The organism is Paraburkholderia caballeronis (genome assembly GCF_900104845.1).
GTDB lineage: Bacteria > Pseudomonadota > Gammaproteobacteria > Burkholderiales > Burkholderiaceae > Paraburkholderia > Paraburkholderia caballeronis.
This window is the reverse complement of the sequence record NZ_FNSR01000002.1, coordinates 1242891-1265147: the sequence shown is the minus strand read 5'-3', so window position 1 is coordinate 1265147 and position 22257 is coordinate 1242891. Positions and strand designations below refer to the sequence as shown.

The window sequence follows — 22257 nt, the reverse complement described above, 5'->3', positions numbered from 1 at the left end:
CTGAAACGACGACGCCGGGCGTCCGCTCACGCGGCGCGCCCGGCGTCTTTCCCCTGGTTCGCAGCCAGCTCCGGCAGCGTCCAGAATCTCAGAATTTGTGCCGCAGCCCGAGATTCACCATCGTCTGCGAGCCGGTCCCCGCGTACCCGTACGAGCCGATCGACGCCTGCGCGGGCGTCGAGCCGCCCGCGCCGTCGCCCGTTTCGCCGCTCGCGTGCTGCCATGCGGCCGTCAGATACAGATCGGTCCGTTTCGACAGGTTGTAGTCCGCGCCGATCGACACCTGGTGGTAGGTCGCCGTCGTGTCGCCGTTCGCGTGCGTGTAGCTGTAGCCGACCCCGAGCAGCATCGCCGGCGACGCCTGATAGTTCAGGAAACCCTGGCCGGTGTTGTACTTCTGCGTGCTGAAGAACCTCGAACTGCCGTCCGGCGCGTACTGCGCGTTGCTGTAGCCGAGGCCGAACGTAAACGGCCCGAGCGCGTACTGCGCGGCCGCGCGCGCGATCGACAGCGAATGCGCGGACGCATACCCCGCGTTGATCGGCCCGTCGAACGTACCGTCCGACGTGCTGGTCCAGCCGTCGGTCCGCACGCCGGCGACCGCCTGGCTGTTCGCCGCGAAGAAGTAGCCGCCCGCCAGCGCGAGCGGGCCGTTCGTGTACGCGACCGCCGCCGAATACGATTGCTGCGAACCGGTCGAGCCGGCGATGCCGCCGAACGAGTACATCGCGGCGATCTGCAGGCCGTTCCAGACCGGTGTCGTGTATTTGACCGCGTTGTTCACGCGGAAGCTGTTGTCGTAGTTGTCGACGTCGCCGGCCGTCGCGAACGCGGACCCGAAGTAGTTGTCCGCGGTGATCCCCTGCACGAGATCGATCAGCGGATCGTACTGGCGGCCGAGCGTCAGCGTGCCGTACTGGTCGGCCGCGAGCCCGACGAACGCCTGCCGGCCGAACATCCGGCCGCTCTGGCCGGACGCGCCGGTGGACGGATTGAAGCCGTTTTCCAGCTGGAAGATCGCTTTCAGGCCGCCGCCGAGGTCCTCCGCCCCCTTGATCCCCCAGCGCGACCCGGACAGGTTGCCGAAACTGCTGTTGCCGAGCGCCCACAGGTTGTCGCTGCCGGCCGCGTGGTGAACGTAGGTGATCGACGTGTCGATGGTGCCGTAAAGCGTGACGCTGGTCTGCGCGTGGACCAAGCCTGCCGCCCCCAGCGCAGCGAGCGAGAACGAAGTCAAGACTGATCGTTTCATCTGTTTCTCCTGACGCCGAAAGACGGTTGACGAAAAGAGACTAGTCCCGCGCCCGAATAAAAGAAAAACAATCAAATACGGGCGTATCGGATTGGTAACAGTCGATTAAATTAGTCAGCATCTGTTTCATAAGCCTTTGTTTCATATGGGGAAGTAATTTCCACCCATCCGTTCCCGCCTGAAAATGAATCCCTAATTTCCTCGCTGCGATTCCGACGATTTGCAGCGCTGTTCGTCACTTCAATTCGACCCCGAAAAACTCATTGCCGCAAAAATCCGGATAATCGGGCACCGGCGACGCCCCCCACCGGTGCTCACGCCCCACTTCGGCGAGCGTTCGGCACCGGATCGGCGCGCGGCCGGTCAACCGCCTCCCCTGCCCAAACGTTTGTGCTTTACCAAACGATTACGTTTGCCTGCACGGTTGCTGAAGCAGCCGGCCGAACAACGACAAACAAACCGTGATGCCGCCGCCGGGGACGCCGTTTCGGTGCCGCCACGGCATCGAAAGCTCGCCTCGCACATGCTTGATCCTTTTCCCTCGCGCACGGCTCGCCTAGCCGACGCGCTGCGGCGCCGGACAGACGCGCTGCGTCTGCAACGGTTCGCCGCGCCCGCGGTCGCCATCGGCATCTGCGCGCTGCTGCTCGTGGTGTTCCAGCACCTGTCCCAGACCGTCGATTACCGCTCGGTGATCCGCCAGTTGTGGCAACTGACGCCCGCGCAATGGATCGGCGCACTCGCGGCCACCGCGCTCAGCTACGCCGCGCTGATCGGGCGCGACGCAGTCGGCCTGCGCCACCTCGAAGCGCGCGTGTCGCGTGCGGCGCTGTTCGTCGGCGCGACCGCCGGCTCCGCGCTCGGCAACGTGACCGGCTTCGGCGCGCTGACCGGGGGGGCGGTGCGCTGCCGGGTGTACGGGGGCGCGGGCGTCACGCCCGCGCAGGTCGGCAAGATGACGGTGTTCACCGGCGTGACGCTCGCGCTGGCGCTCGCGTTGATGACCGCGCTCGGGATGATCGGCGCGGCCGATACGCTGTCCGGCCTGCTGCGGTTGCCGCCGGCCGCGCTGCGCTGGATCGGCGGCGCGACGCTCGCGCTCGGCGCGGCGATGATCGCCGCGTGCCCGGCCGCCGCCCGCGAGGTCCAGTTGTCGAGCCGCCGCTGGCTGCGCTTCACGGTGCCCGCGCGCCGCGATCTGGTCGCGCAGTTGCTGCTCGCCGTGGTCGACGTGGCCGGCGCGGGGCTCGCGCTGTGGGCGGTGCTGCCGCACGCGCAGGTCGGTTTCCTCGACTTCCTGACCGTCTATTCGGCCGCGATGCTGCTCGGCCTGATCGGCCACACGCCCGGCGGCATCGGCGTGTTCGAGGCCGCGATGGTCTTTGCGCTCGGCGGCAGCGTGCCGACGCCGCACGTGTTAGCCGCGCTGCTCGCGTACCGCGCGATCTATTTCGGCGCGCCGCTCGCGCTGTCCGCCGCGCTGCTCGCCGGCTTCGAGGGCCGCGCGCTGAAGACACCGCTCGGCGCCGCGCTCGCCCGGCGCGGCGCGGACGGCGTGTCGCAACTCGCGCCGCTGTTCCTCGCGATCGTCACGTTCGTCACCGGCAGCATGCTCGTGATCTCCGGCGCAACGCCCGCGTTCGCGCGCCGCATCGCGCTGCTGCAAACGTTTCTGCCGCTGTGGGTGCTCGAAAGCTCGCAACTGCTCGGCAGCCTGTTCGGCGTGCTGCTGCTGTTCGTCGCGCGCGGGCTGCTGCGCCGGCTCGACGCCGCGTGGTGGTTCGCGCTGATCCTCGCGGTCGTGAACCTCGCGCTGTCGCTCACGAAGGGACTCGCATTCGTCGAGGCCGGCGTGCTGACCGTGCTGATCGCGCTGCTGATCGCGACGCGCGGCCGCTTCGACCGTCATTCGTCGCTGTTCGCCGAACGCTTCACGCCGGGCTGGCTCGCATCGGTCGGCTGCGTGATCGCGCTTGCCGTCTGGGTGCTGCTGTTCGCGTTCCGCGACGTCCAGTATTCGCAGCATCTGTGGTGGCAGTTCGCGTTCGACGGCCGCGCGCCGCGCGCGCTGCGCGCGACGCTCGGCGCGGGCCTGTTCGCCGCCGCGCTCGCGTGCTGGCAGTTGCTGCGGCCGGCCGCCGGCCGCTTCGTGATGCCCGCGAGCGAAGACCTCGTCGAAGCCGCGCGGATCGTCCGCGCCCAGGAACGCAGCGACGCCGGCCTCGCGCTGATGGGCGACAAGAGCTTCCTGTTCTCCGCGTCGCGCAACGCGTTCCTGATGTACGCGAAGCGCGGCCGCACCTGGGCCGCGCTGCACGATCCGGTCGGCCCGCGCAGCGAATGGGCGGCGCTGATCCGCGAGTTCGTCACGCTCGCGCACGCGCACGGCGGCCGCGCGGCGTTCTACCAGGTGCGCGCGGACGCGCTGCCGCTCTATCTCGACGCGGGCCTCACGCTGATGAAGCTCGGCGAGGAGGCGCATATCGCACTGCCCGAATTCGATCTGAAAGGCTCGCACCGCTCGCATCTGCGTTACGCGCTGAAGCGCGGCGAGCGCGACGGCTTCTCGTTCGAACTGATCGACCCGGACCGGATCGCGGCGAACCTGCCGGTGCTGCGCGAGATTTCCGACGCGTGGCTCGAAGGCCGCGACGCGCGCGAGAAAAGCTTCTCGGTCGCCGCGTTCGACGACAACTATCTCGCCGCGCAGTCCGTGCTGCTGGTGCGCCAGAACGACAGGCCGCTCGCGTTCGTCACGTTCATGACGACCGATCTGCATACCGAAGCGACCGTCGGCGTGATGCGCCATCAGCCGGACGCGTCGCCGTATGCGATGGAATATCTGTTCACGCAGCTTGCGCTGCATCTGAAGGCGGCCGGGTTCCAGTCGTTGAGCCTCGGCATCGCGCCGCTGTCGGGGATGCAGCCGACTCCGCTCGCATCGCCGTGGCACCGCATTGCGGGTTTCGTCTGGCGCTTCGGCGGCCGTTTCTACAATTTCCGGGGGCTGCGCGGCTTCAAGAACAAGTTTCAGCCGCGCTGGGAACCGCGTTATCTGGCCGCCTCCGGTTCGATCGGCGTGTTCATCACCCTCGCCGATCTTTCGTTGCTGGCTGGAGGCTGGCGTTCATGACTCTTCGTTCTCTCGCGCTGCCGTGGATCGCCACGGCAGCGTTCCTCGCATGCGCGCTCGATGCGTCGGCCGCAGCCGCCGCGACGCCGTCCAATGCGCCCGGTGCAGCCGGTATGTCCGAACAGGCAGCCGTCGCCGGCGGCCGCTACGGCAACGTATCGGTGACGAAGCCGGCCGGCCCGATGCTCGGCTTCGCGGTGCTGTTCTCCGCCGGCGACCACTGGACGCCGGCCGACCAGGCAAACGCCGATGCGCTCGCACAGCGCGGCGCAATGGTGGTCGGCGTCGATACGGCGCGCTACGCGGCCAATCTCGCGGCGGTCAAGACCGAAACCTGCCACAAGCTGTACAGCGACGCCGAAGCGATCAGCCACCAGCTCGAACGCCAGCAGGAGTCGAGCCGCTACTTCGCGCCGATCGCGATCGGCAGCGGCCAGGGTGGTCTCGTCGCCGCGCGGCTGCTCGCGCAGGCGCCGGCGAACACGGTCGCAGGCGCGGTGTCGCTCGATCCGGCCACGACGCTCGATCCGCGCTTTGCGCCGTGTCCGGCCGACCCGACGCTGAGCCGCGGCGCCGGTCTGCCCGGCTTCTTCGAACAGGGCGTCACGCGCGTGGGCACGCAGGCGGCAACATCCGCATCGGCGCCGCGCGGGTTCGCGCCGAACCTGCCGATCGCGGACAAGCTCGTCGCGCTCACCGCGCCGCATCTGCGCGAGCTGACGGAAACGGACGGCGACGTGTCCGACCTGCCGCTCGTCGAACTGCCGGCCGCGCACCCGACCGACATGCTCGCGGTCGTGATCTCCGGTGACGGCGGCTGGCGCGATCTCGACAAGACGATCGCGGAGGCGTTGCAGAAGGACGGGATCTCGGTGGTCGGCTGGGACGCGCTGCGTTATTTCTGGAGCGAGAAAACGCCTGCGCAGACGAGCCACGACCTCGCGCGCGTGCTTCAGGCATATAGCGCGCGCTGGCACGCGAAGCACATCGCGCTGGTCGGTTATTCGTTCGGCGCGGACGTGATGCCGTTCGCGTACAACCGCTTGCCGGAAGCGTTGCGCGCGAAGGTGTCGTACATGTCGCTGCTCGGCTTCGCGCCCGACGCGGACTTCCAGGTTCGCGTGACCGGCTGGCTCGGGATGCCCGCGAGCGAAAACGCATTGCCGGTGAAGCCGGAACTCGCGAAGGTGCCGCCGTCGATCGTGCAATGCGTGTACGGCGAGAACGAGACCGATACGCTGTGTCCGTCGCTCGCGAACACCGGCATCGACGTCGTGCGCACGACCGGCAGCCATCATTTCGACGGCGACTACAGCGCGCTCGCTGCGCGGATCATCGCCGGCTGGAGAAAGGAAATCGCCGCGCGAAGCTGATTGCGCAGGCCACGTCGATACTTACAGTCCATCCCCACGAAATGAAGCCAGCAATCCATTCAGAAAAATAACTTTGCATTACTTTTAGCTTTCTAATATAACGAAGGCACATGTCGCGATCTCCGCTATCTCGCACATGCCTCAGCCCGCAATCTTCAGTATTGGCGGGCTTTTTTTCGTCCTTTCGGCGCATCAACGAACAGCTTTCAAAAACCATTCGAATCAATAAAAAGGCTGGTGAAAACCCCACTGCGTCTTTCGCTTGACTTACTTGATATATCACATACTGTGTAAACCGCTGTTAGCAAAACGACAGTAGAAACGGTTGCGGAGAAGCCGCTTCGGCCCCGCGGACAAGCGAGTGCAATGCGAAGGCAATGCCAAAGGAGACAACTCATGGAACAGCGTCACGGAGAGGCGTCGCGGTTTGCGTCGCCATGGGTGCAGTTGGTGTTCGGCGTCATCTGCATGGCGATGATCGCCAACATGCAGTACGGATGGACGTTGTTCGTCAATCCGATCAATGAAAAGCATCAATGGGGACGCGCGGCCATTCAGGTCGCTTTCACGATCTTCGTCGTGACGGAAACGTGGCTCGTGCCGGTCGAAGGTTATCTGGTCGACAAGTTCGGGCCGAAGCCGGTCGTGGTCAGCGGCGGCGTGTTGTGCGCGCTCGCGTGGGTGCTCAACTCGATGGCGTCGTCGCTGTCGATGCTCTATGTCGGGGCGGCGGTCGGCGGGATCGGCGCGGGCGCGGTGTACGGCACGTGCGTCGGCAACGCGCTGAAGTGGTTCCCTGACCGGCGCGGACTCGCCGCCGGGATCACCGCCGCCGGCTTCGGCGCGGGCTCGGCGGCGACCGTGATCCCGATCGCGAACATGATCAAGCACCACGGTTATGAAGCGACGTTCCTGTGGTTCGGGCTCGGCCAGGGTCTCGTCGTGTTCGTACTCGGCCTCGCGCTCGTCGCTCCGCCTTCGACGCTGCTCGCGCCGGTGAAGAACGCGATGAAGCGCATGGTCTATAACGCCGGTCCGCGCGAGGTCCTTTCATCGCCGATCTTCTGGGTGATGTACGCGATGTTCGTGATGATGGCCGCCGGCGGCCTGATGGCGACCGCGCAGCTCGGGCCGATCGCGAAGGACTTCGGCCTGCAGGACACGCCCGTGTCGCTGATCGGCCTCACGCTGCCCGCGCTGACGTTCGCGCTTGCAATCGACCGCGTGCTGAACGGCCTCACGCGGCCGTTCTTCGGCTGGGTGTCCGACCGCATCGGGCGCGAGAACACGATGTTCGTCGCGTTCGCGATCGAAGCGTTCGGGATCGTGCTGCTGTCGCGCTACGGGCATTCGCCGGTCGCGTTCGTGGTGCTGACCGGCATCGTGTTCTTCGCGTGGGGCGAAATCTACAGCCTGTTCCCCGCGACCTGCGGCGACACGTTCGGTCCGAAGTTCGCGGCGACGAACGCCGGGCTGCTGTACACCGCGAAAGGCACGGCCGCGCTGCTGGTGCCGCTGTCTAGCGTCATTACCGCGGCGACCGGCAGCTGGCATGCGGTGTTCATGCTCGCGTCGGCGATGGCGGGCCTGTCCGCATTGATGGCGCTGTTCGTGTTGAAGCCATTGCGCAACGCGCATCGGCAAAAACATGCGAACGACGGAGAAGCACCGGTCGAACTGCCGTCTTATGGCGGGCCGGTCGTTCAGAAGTGACGGCGACGGCCGGTTATCCGGCAACGTCGTAAACGAAAAAAGCGCCGGCTTGTCGAAAGCCGGCGCCTTGTTTTGTGCTGCCACTGCGACAGGCGGCTACACCGCCCGTCTTGCGCGCGATTACGCGACCGTCGCGTTCGCCGCCGCCGTCGCGTCTTCCTCGCGCTCGGCCGACGAGCGGATCAGGTACTCGAACGCGCCGAGCGATGCCTTCGCGCCTTCGCCGACCGCGATCACGATCTGCTTGAACGGCACCGTCGTCACGTCGCCCGCGGCGAACACGCCCGGCACCGACGTCTGGCCCTTCGCATCGACTTCGATCTCGCCGTGCTTCGACAGCGCGAGCGTGCCCTTCAGCCATTCGGTGTTCGGCACGAGGCCGATCTGCACGAACACACCTTCGAGTTCGACGTGGCGACGCTCGCCGGTGCTGCGTTCGAGATAGGTCAGGCCGGTCACCTTCTGGCCGTCGCCGATGATCTCGGTCGTCTGCGCCTGGGTATGCACGGTCACGTTGGGCAGGCTGCGCAGCTTGCGTTGCAGCACTTCGTCCGCGCGCAACTGGTCGCCGAACTCCAGCAGCGTCACGTGACTGACGATGCCCGCGAGGTCGATCGCCGCTTCGACGCCGGAGTTGCCGCCGCCGATCACCGACACGCGCTTGCCCTTGAACAGCGGACCGTCGCAGTGCGGGCAGTACGCCACGCCCTTGTTGCGGTATTCCTGCTCGCCCGGCACGTCCACGTTGCGCCAGCGCGCGCCGGTCGCGAGGATCACGCTATGCGCGCGCAGCGTCGCGCCGCTTTCGGTCTGCACTTCGACGACCTTGCCCGGCACGAGCTTCGCCGCGCGCTGCGTGTTCATGATGTCCACGTCGTAGGCGCGCACGTGGGCTTCGAGCGCCGCCGCGAACTTCGGCCCTTCCGTTTCCTGCACCGAGACGAAGTTCTCGATCGCCAGCGTGTCGTTCACCTGGCCGCCGAAACGCTCCGACAGCACGCCGGTGCGGATGCCCTTGCGCGCCGCGTAGATCGCCGCCGCCGCGCCCGCCGGGCCGCCGCCGACCACCAGCACGTCGAAAATTTCCTTCGCGTTCAGCTTGTCGGCTGCACGCGCGCTCGCGCCGGTGTCCAGCTTCTGCAGGATTTCCTCGACGCCCATCCGGCCCTGGCCGAACACTTCGCCGTTCAGATAGACGGTCGGCACGGCCATGATCTGGCGCGCTTCGACTTCGCCCTGGAACAGCGCGCCGTCGATCGCGACGTGGCGGATGCGCGGATTCACGACCGACATCGCGTTCAGCGCCTGCACGACGTCCGGGCAGTTCTGGCACGACAGCGACATGTACGTTTCGAACACGTAGTCACCGTCGAGGTGGCGGATCTGTTCGATCACATCCGCTTCGATCTTCGCCGGGTAGCCGCCGACCTGCAGCAGCGCCAGCACGAGCGACGTGAATTCGTGACCCATCGGGATCGCCGCAAAGGTCACTTCGACGTCGCTGTTCACACGGCGCAGCTTGAACGACGGGACGCGCGCGTCGCCGGCTTCGGCGCCACGGCTCTCGACGTACGCAATCTGCGCCGACGATTCTTCGATGTCCTTCAGCAGCCCGCGCATTTCCTGCGACTTTGCGCCGTCGTCCAGGAACGCAACGATTTCGATCGGCTGCGTGATCCGCTCCATGTAGCTTTTCAGTTGCGTCTTGAGGTTGGCGTCAAGCATGATTATTTTCCGACTTGTAGGTAACAGGAAGAAACCGCGACTGCTCAATACTGCTAATCAACTTTCGTGGCTGGCGAACCGGGATTCGCCGGCCGGGCCGGCCCTGGTGGGCCGGTCCGCAGCGGCTGGAAACCGGTGCGAAGCAACTGCCATCGCGCCGGCCTCTCGTTACAACCCGCTTAGATCTTGCCGACGAGGTCCAGCGACGGCTTCAGCGTTTCCGCGCCTTCTTGCCACTTCGCCGGGCACACTTCGCCCGGGTGCGATGCGACGTATTGCGCTGCCTTGACCTTGCGGAGCAGTTCCGACGCGTCGCGGCCGATGCCGTTGTCGTGGATTTCGCACAGCTTGATGTCGCCTTCCGGGTTGATCAGGAACGTGCCGCGCAGTGCGAGACCTTCTTCCTCGATCATCACTTCGAAGTTGCGGGTGATCGCGCCGGTCGGATCGCCGATCATCGTGTACTCGACCTTCTTGATCGCGTCCGACGTGTCGTGCCATGCCTTGTGGGCGAAGTGGGTGTCCGTCGAAACCGAGTAGATTTCAACGCCCAGCTTCTGGAATTGGGCGTAGTTGTCAGCGAGGTCTTCCAGCTCGGTCGGGCACACGAACGTGAAGTCGGCCGGATAGAACACGAACACCGACCACTTGCCCTTCAGATCCGCATCGCTAACGTCGATGAACTTGCCGTTCTTGAGTGCGGTTGCCTTGAACGGCTTGACTTTCGTGTTGATCAGAGACATGCGTTGTTTCCTTACGCTGGGTTGGAAAAGGTATGGACGAAGATTAAGGGAATCACGTCCATTTGAAAAATTGGTTGCTTGTATGACGGGCATTGGCTGTCACTATCGCCCGCTTGCCGCCGCGGCCCCGGCCCCGCGCAACCCCCGGGGCGTCGAGCATACAACGAAAGTGCGACAACGCGCGTCACGCGCCGAAACCCGCATCGGACGGTCGCCGCGGCGTTCGCCGACCCACGCGCCCACCCGGGCCGCATCTGCCGTTCCAGATAGCGGCCGCGCGCCCGATTTGCAACAGGGCCGCATCACGCGTCGGCGGGGCGAGAATTCGCGTCGCCATTCCCGAGCCGCGCGCGCAAAAACTGTGCGAATGCACGGATTGTCACCGATCCCTCGCGGTGCTGGGGATAAACGACGTGCAGCGCGCTCGGCGGCGGCCGCCACTCCGGCAGCACCTCGACCAGTTGCCCGGCCGCCATCGCGCCGCCGACGATGAAGTCCGGCAGCAGCGCGATCCCCAGCCCGGCGATCGCGGCGTCGCGGATCAGCTCGCCGTTGTTCGCGCGCAGCGGCCCGTGCACGTCGAACGTCGTATTCACGCCGTCGACGACGAACGTCCACGCGGCCCGCCCCTCCTGCCCATAAGGCAGGCACGCGTGGCGCTCCAGTTCCGCTGGCGTCGCCGGCGCGCGCCGCCGCTTCCGGTAATCGGGGCTGCAACACGCGATCATCCGCACGTCCGCGAGCTTCTGCGCGATCAGCGTCGAATCCGCAAGACGGCCGATCCGCAGCGCCATGTCGAAACCCTCGCCGACCACGTCCACGACGCGGTCGCTCAGATCCATGTCGAAGCGGACGTCCGGATGCGCGCGCAGGAACTCCGCGACCAGCGGGGACAGATGCGTCATCCCGAACGACATCGGCGCGCTCACCCGCAGCAGGCCGCGCGGTTCCGAGCGGCGCGCGGACATCGCCTGCTCCGCGTCCGCGACGTCCGCGAGAATCCGCTTCGCCCGCTCGTAGAACGCCTGGCCGAGGTCGGTCACGGCGAGCTTGCGCGTATTGCGCACCAGCAGCCGCACGCCGAGGCTCGCTTCGAGCGCGGCCACGCGCCGGCTGACGAACTGCTTCGACAGCCGCAGCCGGTTCGCGGCGGCCGTGAAATTGCCCGCGTCGACCGTCGTCACGAAAATCCGCATGTCGTCGAATTGCATTCGGGTAAAGCCCCCGGGGTTAAGCCTCTATTGTCCACTTCAGCGTGACGCTGATTCCATATTCGACGTCATTATAGTCATCCGGATTGACCTACACTGCTTGACATCCAATCCACACAGATCCACGGAGGTCGAGATGGTTGAAATCAGGCAGGCATCGCAACGCGGCCGCGGCGAACACGGCTGGCTCAGCTCGCGCCATACGTTCTCGTTCGCGAACTACTACGATCCGAAGCAGGTCGGCTTTTCGGACCTGCTCGTGATCAACGACGATCGCGTCGCACCGGCGCGCGGCTTCGGCAAGCACCCGCACCGCGACATGGAGATTTTCTCGTACGTGCTGGAAGGCGCGCTGGAACATAAGGACTCGATGGGGACGGGTTCGGTGATCGTCCCCGGCGACGTGCAGCTGATGAGCGCCGGCACCGGCGTCGCGCACAGCGAGTTCAACCACTCGCCGAGCGAAGGGGTGCATTTCCTGCAGATCTGGATCGCGCCGGCGCAAATGGGCGCCGAACCGCGCTACCAGCAGAAGCACATCGCGGACGACGAGAAGCGCGGCAAGCTGCGCCTCGTGCTGTCGCCGGACGGCGCGGAAGACTCGCTGCAACTGCGCCAGGACGCGCGCGTGTATGCGGGCCGCTTCGACGGCGCGGAGACCGCGGCGCTCGAACTGGACGCGGGGCGCTACGCTTACGTGCACGTCGCGCGCGGCAGCGTGACGGTGAACGGCGTCGCGATGACCGAAGGCGACGGCGCGCGCCTCCGCGACGAACGGCTGCTGACGTTCACGGACGGCCACGACGCCGAAGTGCTGGTGTTCGACCTGCGCAACAACGAAGTCTCGGAATTGTGGTCATAACCGGCCGCATCGACTGACCGGAATGAGCGACGGCGGGACGCAATCCCCGCCGCCGCCCGGACATACAAGGGCGCATCGCCCAGACACAGACATACGGAGAGAAAACATGAGATACAACCTGTTCGGTCGAGGCAACGACGTCGTGCTGCTCGTTGCCCGCGTGCTGCTCGCGGCGCTGTTCGTGCTGTTCGGCTGGAGCAAGCTGACCGGCTTCAGCGGCACGGTCGGCTACATGGCGTCGGTCGGCGCGCCCGCGCCGATGCTGTCGGCGATCATCGCGGTCGTGATGGAGTTTTTCGTCGGCCTGCTGATCGTGGCCGGCTTCTATACGCGTCCGCTCGCGGTGCTGCTCGCGCTCTACACGATCGGCACCGCGCTGATCGGCCACCATTTCTGGACGATGACCGGCGCCGACCAGATGGCCAACATGATCAACTTCTACAAGAACGTGAGCATCGCGGGCGGTTTGCTCGCGCTCGCGGTGACCGGTCCGGGCCGCTTGTCGGTCGACCGGCAGTAACAGGCCGCGCGCCGGCCGCGGCGACGCGAGGCGAAACAAAGCGGGACGCCCGACGCGTCCCGCTTTTTCGTTGTCCGCCTCTCCGGCGATGCGGCGCGGACGGCGGGACTTGTTATGCTCCGGTATCGCATCCCGCCTGCCGCCGCCCGATGAACGAGCCTCAAGACAACCTGATCGCGTACCTGACGACGCTGCAACATTCGTGGAGCAGCGCGCTCAAGCGCCTGCCGCTGAAAAGCCGCGCCGCGCAGGGCGTGCTGATGGCGATCCGCGTGGTCAGCGGCGCGGGGCTCGCTTACGGAATCGGCCTCGCGCTGCACACCCAGCAGGCGTTCTGGGCGGCGATCACCGCGATCGCCGTATCGCAGCAGAACTACTCCGACATGTTGAGCCAGTCGCGCGACCAGGTGATCGGCGCGGCGGCCGGCGGCGTCTGCGGGTTCGCGGCCGCGACGTTCGGCGCGGGCAATCTCGGCGCGTACCTCGTCGCGCTCGCGGTCGTGATCGTCGGCTGCTGGCTGCTGAAGGTCGGCACCGCCGCGCGGCTCGGCGGCATCACGACGACGATCGTGATGCTCGTCCCCGCGCAAGGCCCGGCATGGGACATCGCGCTCGTGCGCTTCGCCGAGGTGACGATCGGGATGGCGTGCGCGCTGCCGGTCGGCTGGCTCGTGTCGTACGCGGAGCGCCGCTGGCTGGAGGCGGTCGGCGCGCTGCCAACCAGCGGGAAATAGTCCATCTCCTGACGCGCGCCAATCGGCACGGCTGGCGCGGCGATAATCGTCGTCCGGCGTGCGGCCGATCGCAGCAAGCGGCTTCGATCCGGCCCGCGCCCTGCGCGCGGTCAACCAGCCGGCGCGCCGGTCCGCGCGAAATCGTGCGACACTCGCGGCCCGCGCCGCCACGCATTTGCATGCGGACGGCGCCCGATCTTTCGACCACGACCGCACGAACCGCACCATGACTTCCTCGAATCAGACTCCGGCCACCGTTTCGTCCTCCTCGCGCAAATCGCTGACGCTGATCCAGTTCCTCTCGCTGATCGCGTTCGGCGGCGTCGCGGCGTCGCTGCTGCTCAAGCTGTTCGTCTGAACGCGCGACGCGACAGGGCGGCGGCCATCACCCCGATTTACCCATGTACAAAAAAGGCGTTGCCCTCGAAATCCAGTTTTCCCCCGAGCGTCTGAACGACGGGGCCGGCGATCCGTACTGGATCGACCTCAGCGCCGACGAGGCCGCCGCGCTGCTGAACACGCTGCAAACGCAGCTCGGCAGACACGCGGCCGGTACCGCCGCGCCACTCGTCGTCACGCTGGACGAACCGAAGGACGCGTCGGCGGAAACACCCGCCGACGCGAGCACCCGCAACGAAACCGCCTCGACCGCAGCCGACGACGGCTTCAAGCAATGGGTCTGCGTGATCTGCGGCTGGGTGTACGACGAAGCGGCCGGCGCGCCCGACGACGGCCTGCCGCCCGGCACCCGCTGGGCCGACGTGCCAGACGACTGGCGCTGCCCGCTGTGCGACGTCGGCAAGGAAGACTTCGCGCTCGTCGAGTTCTGAACGGGCTGCACGCACGCCGACCGCACGGCGCATCGGGCCGCGCCGCGCGTCTCGACGATGTTCAGGTACAGCGTCGCCGGTTCGAGGCACGCGCCAGTCGCCTGCTGCCCGACCATGCTCCGGTAGATTTCCTCCCACGGCGTCTGGTTCTTCAGCGCGGGCGGCTACCACGCGGCGCGGCGCGCGGTCATGCCGGAATCGGACGGGTCGTCGAACCAGCGGCGGCTGCGCAGCCGGTGCGGCGGACTGGACCAGGCGGTGGAAGCGGGAACGTGAGCGGAAGCGGATGCGTCGGGAGCGGCTTTGGGCTGCATGTCGTGCGTCTCCTCGTATCTCGTGGCGGACCGGTCGGAACCCGCCGACGCTCCCGCGACGCGGCGCATCTTGCAAGCCGGCGCCGCCGGCGCGTCAGCCGTGCGGCGCGGGTCCCGAGGTCGGCTTCGCGCCGCCGGGCGCAAGCTGCGTGTAGACGCTCTCCGCGATCGCGAGCAGCTTCGCGCTGTCGATGCCGCCCGACACCGAATAGCCGAAATCGCCGTCGATCCAGTAGAACACGTTGACCGGGCCGTCCTTGTACAACTGGAACGCGGTCACGTCCGACGGCGCCTTGCGGTGCGAGATGCACAGCGTGACGCGCATCCCGCCGCGATCGCGATACATGTACTGCGCGACCGGCCCGTCCTTGCCGGGCAGCATCCGCCCGCCCATCAGTTCGAGCCCGACCGACGTCAGCACCGGCGCGGGCATGCTGGTGCCGAGCTGCCGCGACAGCCACGACGGCATCTCGTGCTCGCGGTCCGCGCCGACCTCGACCGGCCGCACCACGTCCGGCGCGTAGACGACGTGCGCGAGCGCGGACTGCCGCGCGAACATCCGGACGTTGTCCGCGTCCATGCTCGCGACGCGCACCGCCGGATCGCCGCGCTGCGCGACCACCGTGTCGCGCATCCCGTTGAAGCCCGCGCCGAGCCCGATGCCGAGCGCGAGCGCCGCCGCGAGGCCGCCCGCCTGCATCGCGAAGCGCGGCCAGTTGACCGCGTCGCGCCAGCGCCGCTTCCGCTCGATCCGCAGACGCGACGGCACCGGCTCGTCCAGCACGCGATCGTAGCGGTCGCGCAGCATGCCGTTCAGCGCGAAATAATCGCCGACGCGCGCGGCCTCGGCCGGATTGCGTTCGAGCCACGCCTCGACCTGCGCGCGCCGCTCGCCGGCGAGCGTGCCGTCCACGTACGCTTGCAGGTCCTCTTCGCGGACCGTATCGGGCTGTTCGTTCATCACTTCACCTTCGGTTTCGCGCCGGGTTGCGCGCCGCCCTTCCCCCATCGACCGCACGCGCCGCGCCGCTGTGTCCCCGCGCCGATGGACTCGGGGACGCGATGCCGCACGACGGCCGGGAACCGCCCTGGCGCGGCGGTTTAAAACCCGTCGTCGATCCGCAAACACGCGGGCGCATCATTTTATTCCGTCGGCCGTCGCGCGCGCGAAACGGCCGTTCCGTCGCCGCCAGCGGAACCGCACTACAATGCATGCCGTCCGATGTACAGGTGTATGGTCCGGTTCCAACATGTCCCTCTTTAAGCGCGTTGCCCCTCTTCTGCTGTTCCCGCTCGTCGTCGCGCTCGGCGCGTGCTCGTCGACGAAGCCGAAGTTCCAGGACGATCAGTTGTTCAGCAACTCGTCCGGCCCGTTCGCGCGCAACTTCGACTTCGCGAGCACCGACGCGTGCGAGGCCGCGCGGCGCGCGCTGCTGAGCCAGGGCTACATGACGACGATGACGCGCAACGACACCGTCGACGCGAGCAAGAACTTCCAGCCGGCCAGCGATTCGCACATCGTCGTCGAGGTCCATGTGGTCTGCACGGCGGGCGATGCGTCGAATACGAGCGTCGTGTACGTGAACGCGGTGCAGAACGGTTATGCGCTGAAGAAAAGCGATACGTCGGCGAGCGTGGGGCTGTCGATCTTCGGGTCGCTGTCGCTGCCGATCCGCTCGAACAGCGACGCGATGGTCAAGATTTCGAGCGAGACGATCCAGTCGGGCTCGTTCTACGACCGCTTCTTCGACCTGGTGACCCGTTATCTGCGCACGTCCGCGCGCAGCGAGCCGGTGCCGGGACAAAGCGGCGCGATCCAGATCACGCCGCTGCCGCCGCCGGTGAGTCCCGCGCCGGCCGTCGCGGTGGTCACGCCGCAGACGCCTGCTGCCGCGCTCGCGAGCCGGTCGGTTGCGCCGATCGTGGGGGTTGCTGCGGGTTCGGCTGAGGTAAATACGCCGGTGCGCGACGACAGCCACGGTGCCACGCCGACCGCTTCCGCAATCACTGCGAATGCGGCAACTCAAACGCCTGCAACGAACGACGGCCACAACGCCGCACCGCTACCGGCCCTCGCCGCCGAAACCACTACGGCACTGCAACCGGTTGCCGGCACGACCGGCGCGGGGCTGCTCCCCGGCATCGGTGAACCGCCGATGCTGACCGCGCCGGCGACCCTCGCCACGACGACCGTTGCGCCGGCACCGACTTCCGCGCGGGCATCCGCCGGACAAGCGCTTAACGCGCCTGCCGCTACGGCAAATGGCACGACCACCGCCGCAACGCCGACGCCGGGTCCTTCCGCGACCGCCGCTTCGTCAACCACGCCGTAACAGGCACGCAGGCAGGAACGCGCTTCGCCTTCGACACGCGCGCTTCGTCAACCTCAAAGTAGATAACGGCCGGTCCCGGCAATCAATCGCCGCCGGCCCTCACGGCGTCCCCATTGCCCGACGACCGCGCCCCAGCCGCGCGCAGAATCATCTTCACGACCTCTTCGGTCGTCGCGTCGAACGCCGCCGCCGTCAGCGCGCGTTTACCCGCAAGCGCGCGGATCTGCGCATCGAAGTCCGCGTAGTGCTGCGTCGTCGCCCAGATCATGAACAGCAGCGTGCGCGGCTCGACCGGCGCGAGCAGCCCCTGCGCGATCCACCGGTCGATCAGCGTCACGCGCGTTTCCATCCACGGCTTCACGCGTTCGAGCAGGATGTCCTGCATGTGCGCCGCGCCGCTGATGATCTCGTTCGCCCACACCTTCGAGCCGAGCGGCCGCCGCCGCGCGAGCGCCATCTTCGCGCGCACGTAGCCGCCGAGCGCGGCGACCGGATCGTCGCTCGCATCGAACGTGTTCGCCGCCGCGTTCCATTCCGCGAACACGTCGTCGAGCACGCGCCAGTACAGCGCGAGCTTGGTCGGGAAGTAGTAATGCAGGTTCGCCTTCGGCAGCCCCGCGCGCTCGGCGATCAACGCGGTGCTCGCGCCTTCGAAGCCGCGCTCCGCGAACACCGCCTCCGCGCATGCGAGCAGTTGCGATTCGTTCGACGCGCGGATCGACGCCTTGCGGCGGCGCGGCGCGCGCGGCGTTGCGTCGCCGTCCGCGCGGGAAGCACTCGCGACGCTCGCTGCGGGCATGGTCGAATCGTCGTCGCGCATGGCTTTCGTTCCGGTCTCAGTAGGTCTTCGCATCGGGGCGGCGCGCGGCTGCGCGGCGCGATGCCGGCTCCATTGTAGTCGCACGCCCTGTGCGCACGCGCGCAACCCATGCCGGTCGCAGGGCGGTTCCGTTCGCGTGGCGCAGCATCGATGGCACGGTTCTCGCTCGTATTACCGCATTGAATTCGCGTCGTTTATCGCCTACAACCTGTCCAATCGGACAGGATACGGGAAAGCGGCCGGTGAGCTTTCGAACCGCTGTCCGGCTCATGCACCGCCTACGCGCGACACGCCCCAGATGATGACGGAGATGCACTCTTTCTGAACACGACTCAAGCGTTGCGCGAGTTGTCGCGCGACGCGTCGACCTTGACGGAGAACCGCATGAACGCAGTAACCGAAGCCGCGCTGACGACCGCGATCCACGTGAACGGGCAGCGCCTGTGGGACAGCCTGATGGAGATGGCGAAGATCGGCGCGACCGACAAGGGCGGCGTCTGCCGGCTCGCGCTGACCGATCTCGACAAGGCCGGGCGCGACCTGATCGTCGGCTGGGCGAAGGAAGCCGGCTGCACGGTCAGCATCGACCAGATGGGCAACGTGTTCATGCGCCGCGCCGGCCGCAACAACGACCTCGCGCCGGTGATGACCGGCTCGCACGCGGATTCGCAGCCGACCGGCGGCCGCTTCGACGGCATCTACGGCGTGATGGGCGGCCTCGAAGTGATCCGCTCGCTGAACGACCACGGCATCGAGACCGAGCGCCCGATCGAAACCGTGATCTGGACCAACGAGGAAGGCTCGCGCTTCGCGCCGGCGATGGTCGCGTCCGGCGTGTTCGCGGGCGTGTTCGATCTCGACTACGGGCTGTCGCGCAAGGACGTGGACGGCAAGACGATCGGCGACGAGCTGAAGCGCATCGGCTATGCGGGCGACCTGCCGTGCGGCGGCCGCCAGATCCATGCGGCGTTCGAACTGCACATCGAGCAGGGGCCGATCCTCGAAGCGGAGAAGAAGACCATCGGCGTCGTCACCGACGCGCAGGGTCAGCGCTGGTACGAAGTCGTGCTGACCGGCCAGGAGGCGCATGCCGGCCCGACGCCGATGCCGCGCCGCCGCGACGCGCTGCTCGGCGCGTCGCGCGTCGTGCAGCTGGTCAACGAGATCGGGCTGCGCCACGCGCCGCTCGCGTGCGCGACGGTCGGCATGATGCAGGTGTACCCGAACTCGCGCAACGTGATTCCGGGCCGCGTGTTCTTCACCGTCGATTTCCGCCACCCGCTCGACGACGTGCTCGCGAAGATGGACGCCGAACTGCGCGAAGGCATCGCGAAGATCGCGGAAGCCGGCAAGCTGGATGCGCAGGTCGAGCAGATTTTCTATTACGCGCCGGTGCCGTTCGACAGCGCGTGCGTGCAGTCGGTGCGCGCGGCGGCCGAACGCTTCGGTTATCCGCATCGCGACATCGTGTCGGGCGCGGGTCACGACGCATGTTATCTCGCGACGGTCGCGCCGACGTCGATGGTGTTCGTGCCATGCATCGACGGCATCAGCCACAACGAGATCGAGGACGCGACGATCGAGTGGATCGAGGCCGGCGCGAACGTGCTGCTGCACGCGATGCTCGAACGCGCGAACGAGCCCGGATAAGCGCCGCACAGGCGCAACGCCGGGCCGCCGACACCGGTCCCGGCGCCAACCGCATCGCTCATAGCGTGATACCCGGTCCCGGCTGCTTCGATGCAGCCGGGTGGTCCGTTGCATTCGTCAATTCGTTCGTCGATTCATGTTCCCAGACTCACGCCCCGACAGGAGCCCCGGATGTCCCAGCCTCTGAACGACAACAAGCGCAGCGCCGGCATCGCAGCCGGCCGCCTGAGCGCGGAGCAGCTCGGCTGCAACTTCGCGGACGTCGCGCCGCCGCTGTCGGCCGGCGAGGCGCTCGCCGCCGCCGACCGCTGCCACTACTGCTACGACGCGCCGTGCGTCGCCGCGTGCCCGACCGGCATCGACATACCCAGCTTCATCCGCAAGATCGGCAACGACAACCTGCGCGGCGCGGCGCGCGACATCCTTTCCGCGAATCCGCTCGGCGGCATGTGCGCGCGCGTGTGCCCGACCGAGATCCTGTGCGAAGGCGCATGCGTGCGGAATCATCAGGATCGCAAACCGGTGCAGATCGGCGCACTGCAACGTTATGCGACCGATCATCAGATGGCGCGCGAGGCGGACGGCGCGCCGCCGTTGTTTCGCCGCGCGCCCGACACCGGGCGCAGCGTCGCGGTGGTCGGCGCGGGTCCGGCCGGGCTCGCGTGCGCGCATACGCTCGCGCTCGCCGGCCATCGCGTGACGGTGTTCGACGCGCATGAGCAAGCGGGCGGCCTCAACGAATACGGGATCGCCGCGTACAAGACCGTCGACGGTTTCGCGCAGCGCGAAGTGCAATGGCTGCTGTCGGTCGGCGGCATCGAGATCCGCAACGGCCAGCGGCTCGGCGCGGACCTCACGCTCGACCAGCTTCAGCAGGCGTTCGACGCGGTGTTCGTCGGCGTCGGCCTCGGCGGCACGCATGCGCTCGCGATCGAAGGCGAAACGCTCGACGGCGTGCAGGACGCGGTCGATTTCATCGAGCGGCTGCGCAGCGCCGACGACCTGGCGACGCTGCCGGTCGGCCGCAACGTGGTCGTGATCGGCGGCGGCAACACCGCGATCGACGCGGCCGTGCAAAGCCGCAAGCTCGGCGCGGAAAACGTCGCGCTCGTGTACCGCCGGGGCGGCGCGCAGATGAGCGCGACGTGGGCCGAACAGGATTACGCGCGCAGCGAAGGCGTGACGATCGTCGAGTGGGCGAAGCCCGCGCGGATCGTCGGCGACGCTGGCCGCGCGGTCGCAGTCGAGTTCGAACGCACGGCGCTCGATGCGGGCAGCAAGCTCACCGGCACCGGAGAGACGCTGCGGATCGACGCGGACATGGTGTTGAAGGCAATCGGCCAGAAACTCGTCGCAGCCGGGCTCGACGGCCTGCAGACGACGGCGGACGGCGCGCGGATCGCGATCGACGCGAACGGCGCGACGTCGCGCAACGGCGTGTGGGCGGGCGGCGACTGCGCGGGCCACGGCGCGATAGACCTGACCGTGCAGGCGGTGCAGGACGGCAAGCTCGCCGCGCGTGCGATCGATCGCTGGCTCGCGTCGCAGTCCGCGCAGGCCGCATAGGCACGATAAGAACGCTCCCCCGCATACCGACATAACGAACGAAGCCCCCACAACAACCATCCTGCATGGGACCTGGGTAAGCGCATGGGACCGGAGTAAGCGCTGAAGCGCCAACTCCGGTCGACACGCTAACCCGGGTCGACACGGAGTCAACATCATGGCCGATCTGCGCTGCACCATCGCCGGCATCACGTCCCCGAATCCGTTCTGGCTCGCATCCGCGCCGCCGACCGACAAGGCCTACAACGTCAACCGCGCGTTCGAGGCGGGCTGGGGCGGCGTCGTCTGGAAGACGCTCGGCCTCGACCCGCACGTCGTCAACGTCAGCTCGCGCTACGGCGCCACCACCTATCGCGGCCAGCGCATGGCCGGCCTGAACAACATCGAACTCATCACCGACCGGCCGCTCGACGTGAACCTGCGCGAGATCGAGCAGGTAAAGCGCGACTGGCCGGACCGCGCGCTGATCGTGTCGCTGATGGTCCCGTGCAACGAGCACGACTGGAAGGGGATCCTCAAGCAAGTGGAAGACACCGGCGCGGACGCGGTCGAACTGAACTTCGGCTGTCCGCACGGGATGAGCGAGCGCGGCATGGGCGCGGCGGTCGGCCAGGTGCCCGAGTACGTCGAGATGGTCACGCGCTGGGTGAAGGAAGGCACGCGCCTGCCGTGCCTCGTGAAGCTCACGCCGAACATCACCGACATCCGCCTCGGCTCGCGCGCCGCGCACGCGGGCGGCGCGGACGGCGTATCGCTCATCAACACGATCAACTCGATTGTCGGCGTCGATCTGGACGCGATGTCGCCGCTGCCGATGGTGGACGGCAAAGGCACGCACGGCGGCTACTGCGGCCCCGCCGTGAAGCCGATCGCACTGAACATGGTCGCGGAAATCGCGCGCGACCCGCAGACCCACGGCCTGCCGATCTCCGGCATCGGCGGCATCTCGGACTGGCGCGACGCGGCCGAATTCATCGTGCTCGGCGCGGGCAGCGTGCAGGTCTGCACCGCCGCGATGCACTACGGCTTTCGCATCGTCGACGACATGATCGACGGCCTGTCGAACTGGATGGACGACAAGGGTTACGCGAACCTCGACGCGGTGCGCGGCCGCGCGGTGCCGAACGTGACCGACTGGCAGTACCTGAACCTGAACTACGACATCAAGGCGCGCATCGACCAGGACCGCTGCATCCAGTGCGGCCTGTGCCACATCGCGTGCGAGGACACGTCGCACCAGGCGATCACCGCGACGCGCGAGGGAGCGCGCCACTTCGAGGTGGTCGATGCGAACTGCGTCGGGTGCAATTTATGCATGCACGTGTGCCCGGTCGAGCAGTGCATCACGATGGAACGCGTCGACACCGCGCGCTACGCGAACTGGACCACTCACCCGAACAACCCGGCGCGCGTCGCCGATCCGAAGGCCGCCTGAGCCCCGGCTAAACCCCATAAATCCCACCCAACGACAAAGGCAC

General features: G+C 67.4%; 19 protein-coding genes. 12 read left to right on the top strand and 7 right to left on the bottom strand.

The features are described from left to right. Positions 1–88: 88 nt before the first annotated feature. Positions 89–1252, bottom strand: a complete 1164-nt coding sequence (locus BLV92_RS22155; protein WP_090548884.1) for a porin — start codon at positions 1250–1252, stop codon at positions 89–91. 523 nt (positions 1253–1775) lie between these two features. Between BLV92_RS22155 and mprF the strand changes: the two genes are divergently transcribed. From mprF to oxlT, 3 genes are all read left to right on the top strand, one after another. Next, a complete protein-coding gene (gene mprF / locus BLV92_RS22150; RefSeq protein WP_090548882.1) occupies positions 1776–4385 on the top strand; it encodes a bifunctional lysylphosphatidylglycerol flippase/synthetase MprF in 2610 nt (869 codons plus the stop codon). Further along, positions 4382–5758: an AcvB/VirJ family lysyl-phosphatidylglycerol hydrolase gene (locus BLV92_RS22145; RefSeq protein ID WP_090548879.1), complete on the top strand. Its 1377-nt coding sequence runs from the start codon at positions 4382–4384 to the stop codon at positions 5756–5758. The genes mprF and BLV92_RS22145 overlap by 4 nt, the downstream gene beginning before the upstream one ends. Positions 5759–6154: 396 nt before the next feature. Further along, complete coding sequence (oxlT, locus tag BLV92_RS22140) at positions 6155–7471, top strand: oxalate/formate MFS antiporter (RefSeq protein WP_090548875.1); 1317 nt, start codon at positions 6155–6157, stop codon at positions 7469–7471. A 120-nt stretch (positions 7472–7591) separates the two neighbouring features. Here the strand turns inward: oxlT and ahpF are convergent, their stop codons facing one another. The 3 genes from ahpF to BLV92_RS22125 all read right to left on the bottom strand — a co-directional run bounded on the left by ahpF (position 7592) and on the right by BLV92_RS22125 (position 11150). Next, on the bottom strand, positions 7592–9196 hold the full coding sequence (gene ahpF / locus BLV92_RS22135; RefSeq protein WP_090548872.1) for an alkyl hydroperoxide reductase subunit F: 1605 nt from the start codon (positions 9194–9196) through the stop codon (positions 7592–7594). A 179-nt stretch (positions 9197–9375) separates the two neighbouring features. After that, positions 9376–9939 (bottom strand): alkyl hydroperoxide reductase subunit C, encoded by a 564-nt coding sequence (gene ahpC, locus BLV92_RS22130; RefSeq protein WP_090548869.1) that lies wholly within the window; start codon positions 9937–9939, stop codon positions 9376–9378. Positions 9940–10241: 302 nt separating this feature from the next. Next, entirely contained in the window at positions 10242–11150 is a 909-nt protein-coding gene (locus BLV92_RS22125) for a LysR family transcriptional regulator (RefSeq protein ID WP_090548866.1), read from the bottom strand. Between the two features lie 136 nt (positions 11151–11286). Between BLV92_RS22125 and BLV92_RS22120 the strand changes: the two genes are divergently transcribed. The 5 genes from BLV92_RS22120 to BLV92_RS22100 all read left to right on the top strand — a co-directional run bounded on the left by BLV92_RS22120 (position 11287) and on the right by BLV92_RS22100 (position 14096). Further along, positions 11287–12012 (top strand): pirin family protein, encoded by a 726-nt coding sequence (locus BLV92_RS22120; RefSeq protein ID WP_090548863.1) that lies wholly within the window; start codon positions 11287–11289, stop codon positions 12010–12012. 106 nt (positions 12013–12118) lie between these two features. After that, entirely contained in the window at positions 12119–12532 is a 414-nt protein-coding gene (locus BLV92_RS22115) for a DoxX family protein (protein ID WP_090548860.1), read from the top strand. Between the two features lie 149 nt (positions 12533–12681). Next, positions 12682–13266 (top strand): FUSC family protein, encoded by a 585-nt coding sequence (locus BLV92_RS22110; protein WP_090548857.1) that lies wholly within the window; start codon positions 12682–12684, stop codon positions 13264–13266. Positions 13267–13324: 58 nt separating this feature from the next. Beyond that, positions 13325–13624 carry a hypothetical protein gene (locus BLV92_RS22105; RefSeq protein ID WP_090548854.1) on the top strand — a complete coding sequence of 100 codons (300 nt, stop codon included), beginning with the start codon at positions 13325–13327 and terminating at the stop codon, positions 13622–13624. A gap of 43 nt (positions 13625–13667) precedes the next feature. Further along, positions 13668–14096, top strand: a complete 429-nt coding sequence (locus tag BLV92_RS22100; RefSeq protein WP_090548851.1) for a rubredoxin — start codon at positions 13668–13670, stop codon at positions 14094–14096. A 164-nt stretch (positions 14097–14260) separates the two neighbouring features. Here the strand turns inward: BLV92_RS22100 and BLV92_RS32180 are convergent, their stop codons facing one another. Together BLV92_RS32180 and BLV92_RS22095 are read right to left on the bottom strand one after the other, a co-directional pair. Next, on the bottom strand, positions 14261–14410 hold the full coding sequence (locus BLV92_RS32180; RefSeq protein ID WP_167627103.1) for a hypothetical protein: 150 nt from the start codon (positions 14408–14410) through the stop codon (positions 14261–14263). 94 nt (positions 14411–14504) lie between these two features. Then, entirely contained in the window at positions 14505–15371 is an 867-nt protein-coding gene (locus BLV92_RS22095) for an anti-sigma factor family protein (protein ID WP_090548848.1), read from the bottom strand. A 289-nt stretch (positions 15372–15660) separates the two neighbouring features. Here BLV92_RS22095 and BLV92_RS22090 point away from each other — a divergent pair, with 289 nt between their 5' ends. Continuing rightward, positions 15661–16743 (top strand): DUF2242 domain-containing protein, encoded by a 1083-nt coding sequence (locus BLV92_RS22090; protein ID WP_090548845.1) that lies wholly within the window; start codon positions 15661–15663, stop codon positions 16741–16743. Positions 16744–16825: 82 nt separating this feature from the next. Here BLV92_RS22090 and BLV92_RS22085 read toward each other — a convergent pair whose 3' ends face one another. Further along, positions 16826–17563: a TetR/AcrR family transcriptional regulator gene (locus BLV92_RS22085; protein WP_090548842.1), complete on the bottom strand. Its 738-nt coding sequence runs from the start codon at positions 17561–17563 to the stop codon at positions 16826–16828. A gap of 384 nt (positions 17564–17947) precedes the next feature. Between BLV92_RS22085 and BLV92_RS22080 the strand changes: the two genes are divergently transcribed. The 3 genes from BLV92_RS22080 to preA all read left to right on the top strand — a co-directional run bounded on the left by BLV92_RS22080 (position 17948) and on the right by preA (position 22214). Beyond that, entirely contained in the window at positions 17948–19213 is a 1266-nt protein-coding gene (locus BLV92_RS22080; RefSeq protein WP_090551324.1) for a Zn-dependent hydrolase, read from the top strand. Between the two features lie 171 nt (positions 19214–19384). Next, positions 19385–20779 carry an NAD(P)-dependent oxidoreductase gene (locus tag BLV92_RS22075; RefSeq protein ID WP_090548839.1) on the top strand — a complete coding sequence of 465 codons (1395 nt, stop codon included), beginning with the start codon at positions 19385–19387 and terminating at the stop codon, positions 20777–20779. A gap of 157 nt (positions 20780–20936) precedes the next feature. Next, the gene (gene preA, locus BLV92_RS22070; RefSeq protein ID WP_090548836.1) at positions 20937–22214 is read left to right on the top strand and encodes an NAD-dependent dihydropyrimidine dehydrogenase subunit PreA; all 1278 of its coding nucleotides are present in this window, start codon (positions 20937–20939) and stop codon (positions 22212–22214) included. Positions 22215–22257 lie beyond the last annotated feature (43 nt).

Excerpts from the sequence above, each read along its gene's own strand:
- BLV92_RS22155 (WP_090548884.1), bottom strand. The coding sequence starts at position 1,252 with ATGAAACGATCAGTCTTGACTTCGTTCTCGCTCGCTGCGCTGGGGGCG.
- mprF (WP_090548882.1), top strand. The coding sequence starts at position 1,776 with ATGCTTGATCCTTTTCCCTCGCGCACGGCTCGCCTAGCCGACGCGCTG.
- BLV92_RS22145 (WP_090548879.1), top strand. The coding sequence starts at position 4,382 with ATGACTCTTCGTTCTCTCGCGCTGCCGTGGATCGCCACGGCAGCGTTC.
- oxlT (WP_090548875.1), top strand. The coding sequence starts at position 6,155 with ATGGAACAGCGTCACGGAGAGGCGTCGCGGTTTGCGTCGCCATGGGTG.
- ahpF (WP_090548872.1), bottom strand. The coding sequence starts at position 9,196 with ATGCTTGACGCCAACCTCAAGACGCAACTGAAAAGCTACATGGAGCGG.
- ahpC (WP_090548869.1), bottom strand. The coding sequence starts at position 9,939 with ATGTCTCTGATCAACACGAAAGTCAAGCCGTTCAAGGCAACCGCACTC.
- BLV92_RS22125 (WP_090548866.1), bottom strand. The coding sequence starts at position 11,150 with ATGCAATTCGACGACATGCGGATTTTCGTGACGACGGTCGACGCGGGC.
- BLV92_RS22120 (WP_090548863.1), top strand. The coding sequence starts at position 11,287 with ATGGTTGAAATCAGGCAGGCATCGCAACGCGGCCGCGGCGAACACGGC.
- BLV92_RS22115 (WP_090548860.1), top strand. The coding sequence starts at position 12,119 with ATGAGATACAACCTGTTCGGTCGAGGCAACGACGTCGTGCTGCTCGTT.
- BLV92_RS22110 (WP_090548857.1), top strand. The coding sequence starts at position 12,682 with ATGAACGAGCCTCAAGACAACCTGATCGCGTACCTGACGACGCTGCAA.
- BLV92_RS22100 (WP_090548851.1), top strand. The coding sequence starts at position 13,668 with ATGTACAAAAAAGGCGTTGCCCTCGAAATCCAGTTTTCCCCCGAGCGT.
- BLV92_RS32180 (WP_167627103.1), bottom strand. The coding sequence starts at position 14,410 with ATGCAGCCCAAAGCCGCTCCCGACGCATCCGCTTCCGCTCACGTTCCC.
- BLV92_RS22095 (WP_090548848.1), bottom strand. The coding sequence starts at position 15,371 with ATGAACGAACAGCCCGATACGGTCCGCGAAGAGGACCTGCAAGCGTAC.
- BLV92_RS22090 (WP_090548845.1), top strand. The coding sequence starts at position 15,661 with ATGTCCCTCTTTAAGCGCGTTGCCCCTCTTCTGCTGTTCCCGCTCGTC.
- BLV92_RS22085 (WP_090548842.1), bottom strand. The coding sequence starts at position 17,563 with ATGCGCGACGACGATTCGACCATGCCCGCAGCGAGCGTCGCGAGTGCT.
- BLV92_RS22080 (WP_090551324.1), top strand. The coding sequence starts at position 17,948 with ATGAACGCAGTAACCGAAGCCGCGCTGACGACCGCGATCCACGTGAAC.
- BLV92_RS22075 (WP_090548839.1), top strand. The coding sequence starts at position 19,385 with ATGTCCCAGCCTCTGAACGACAACAAGCGCAGCGCCGGCATCGCAGCC.
- preA (WP_090548836.1), top strand. The coding sequence starts at position 20,937 with ATGGCCGATCTGCGCTGCACCATCGCCGGCATCACGTCCCCGAATCCG.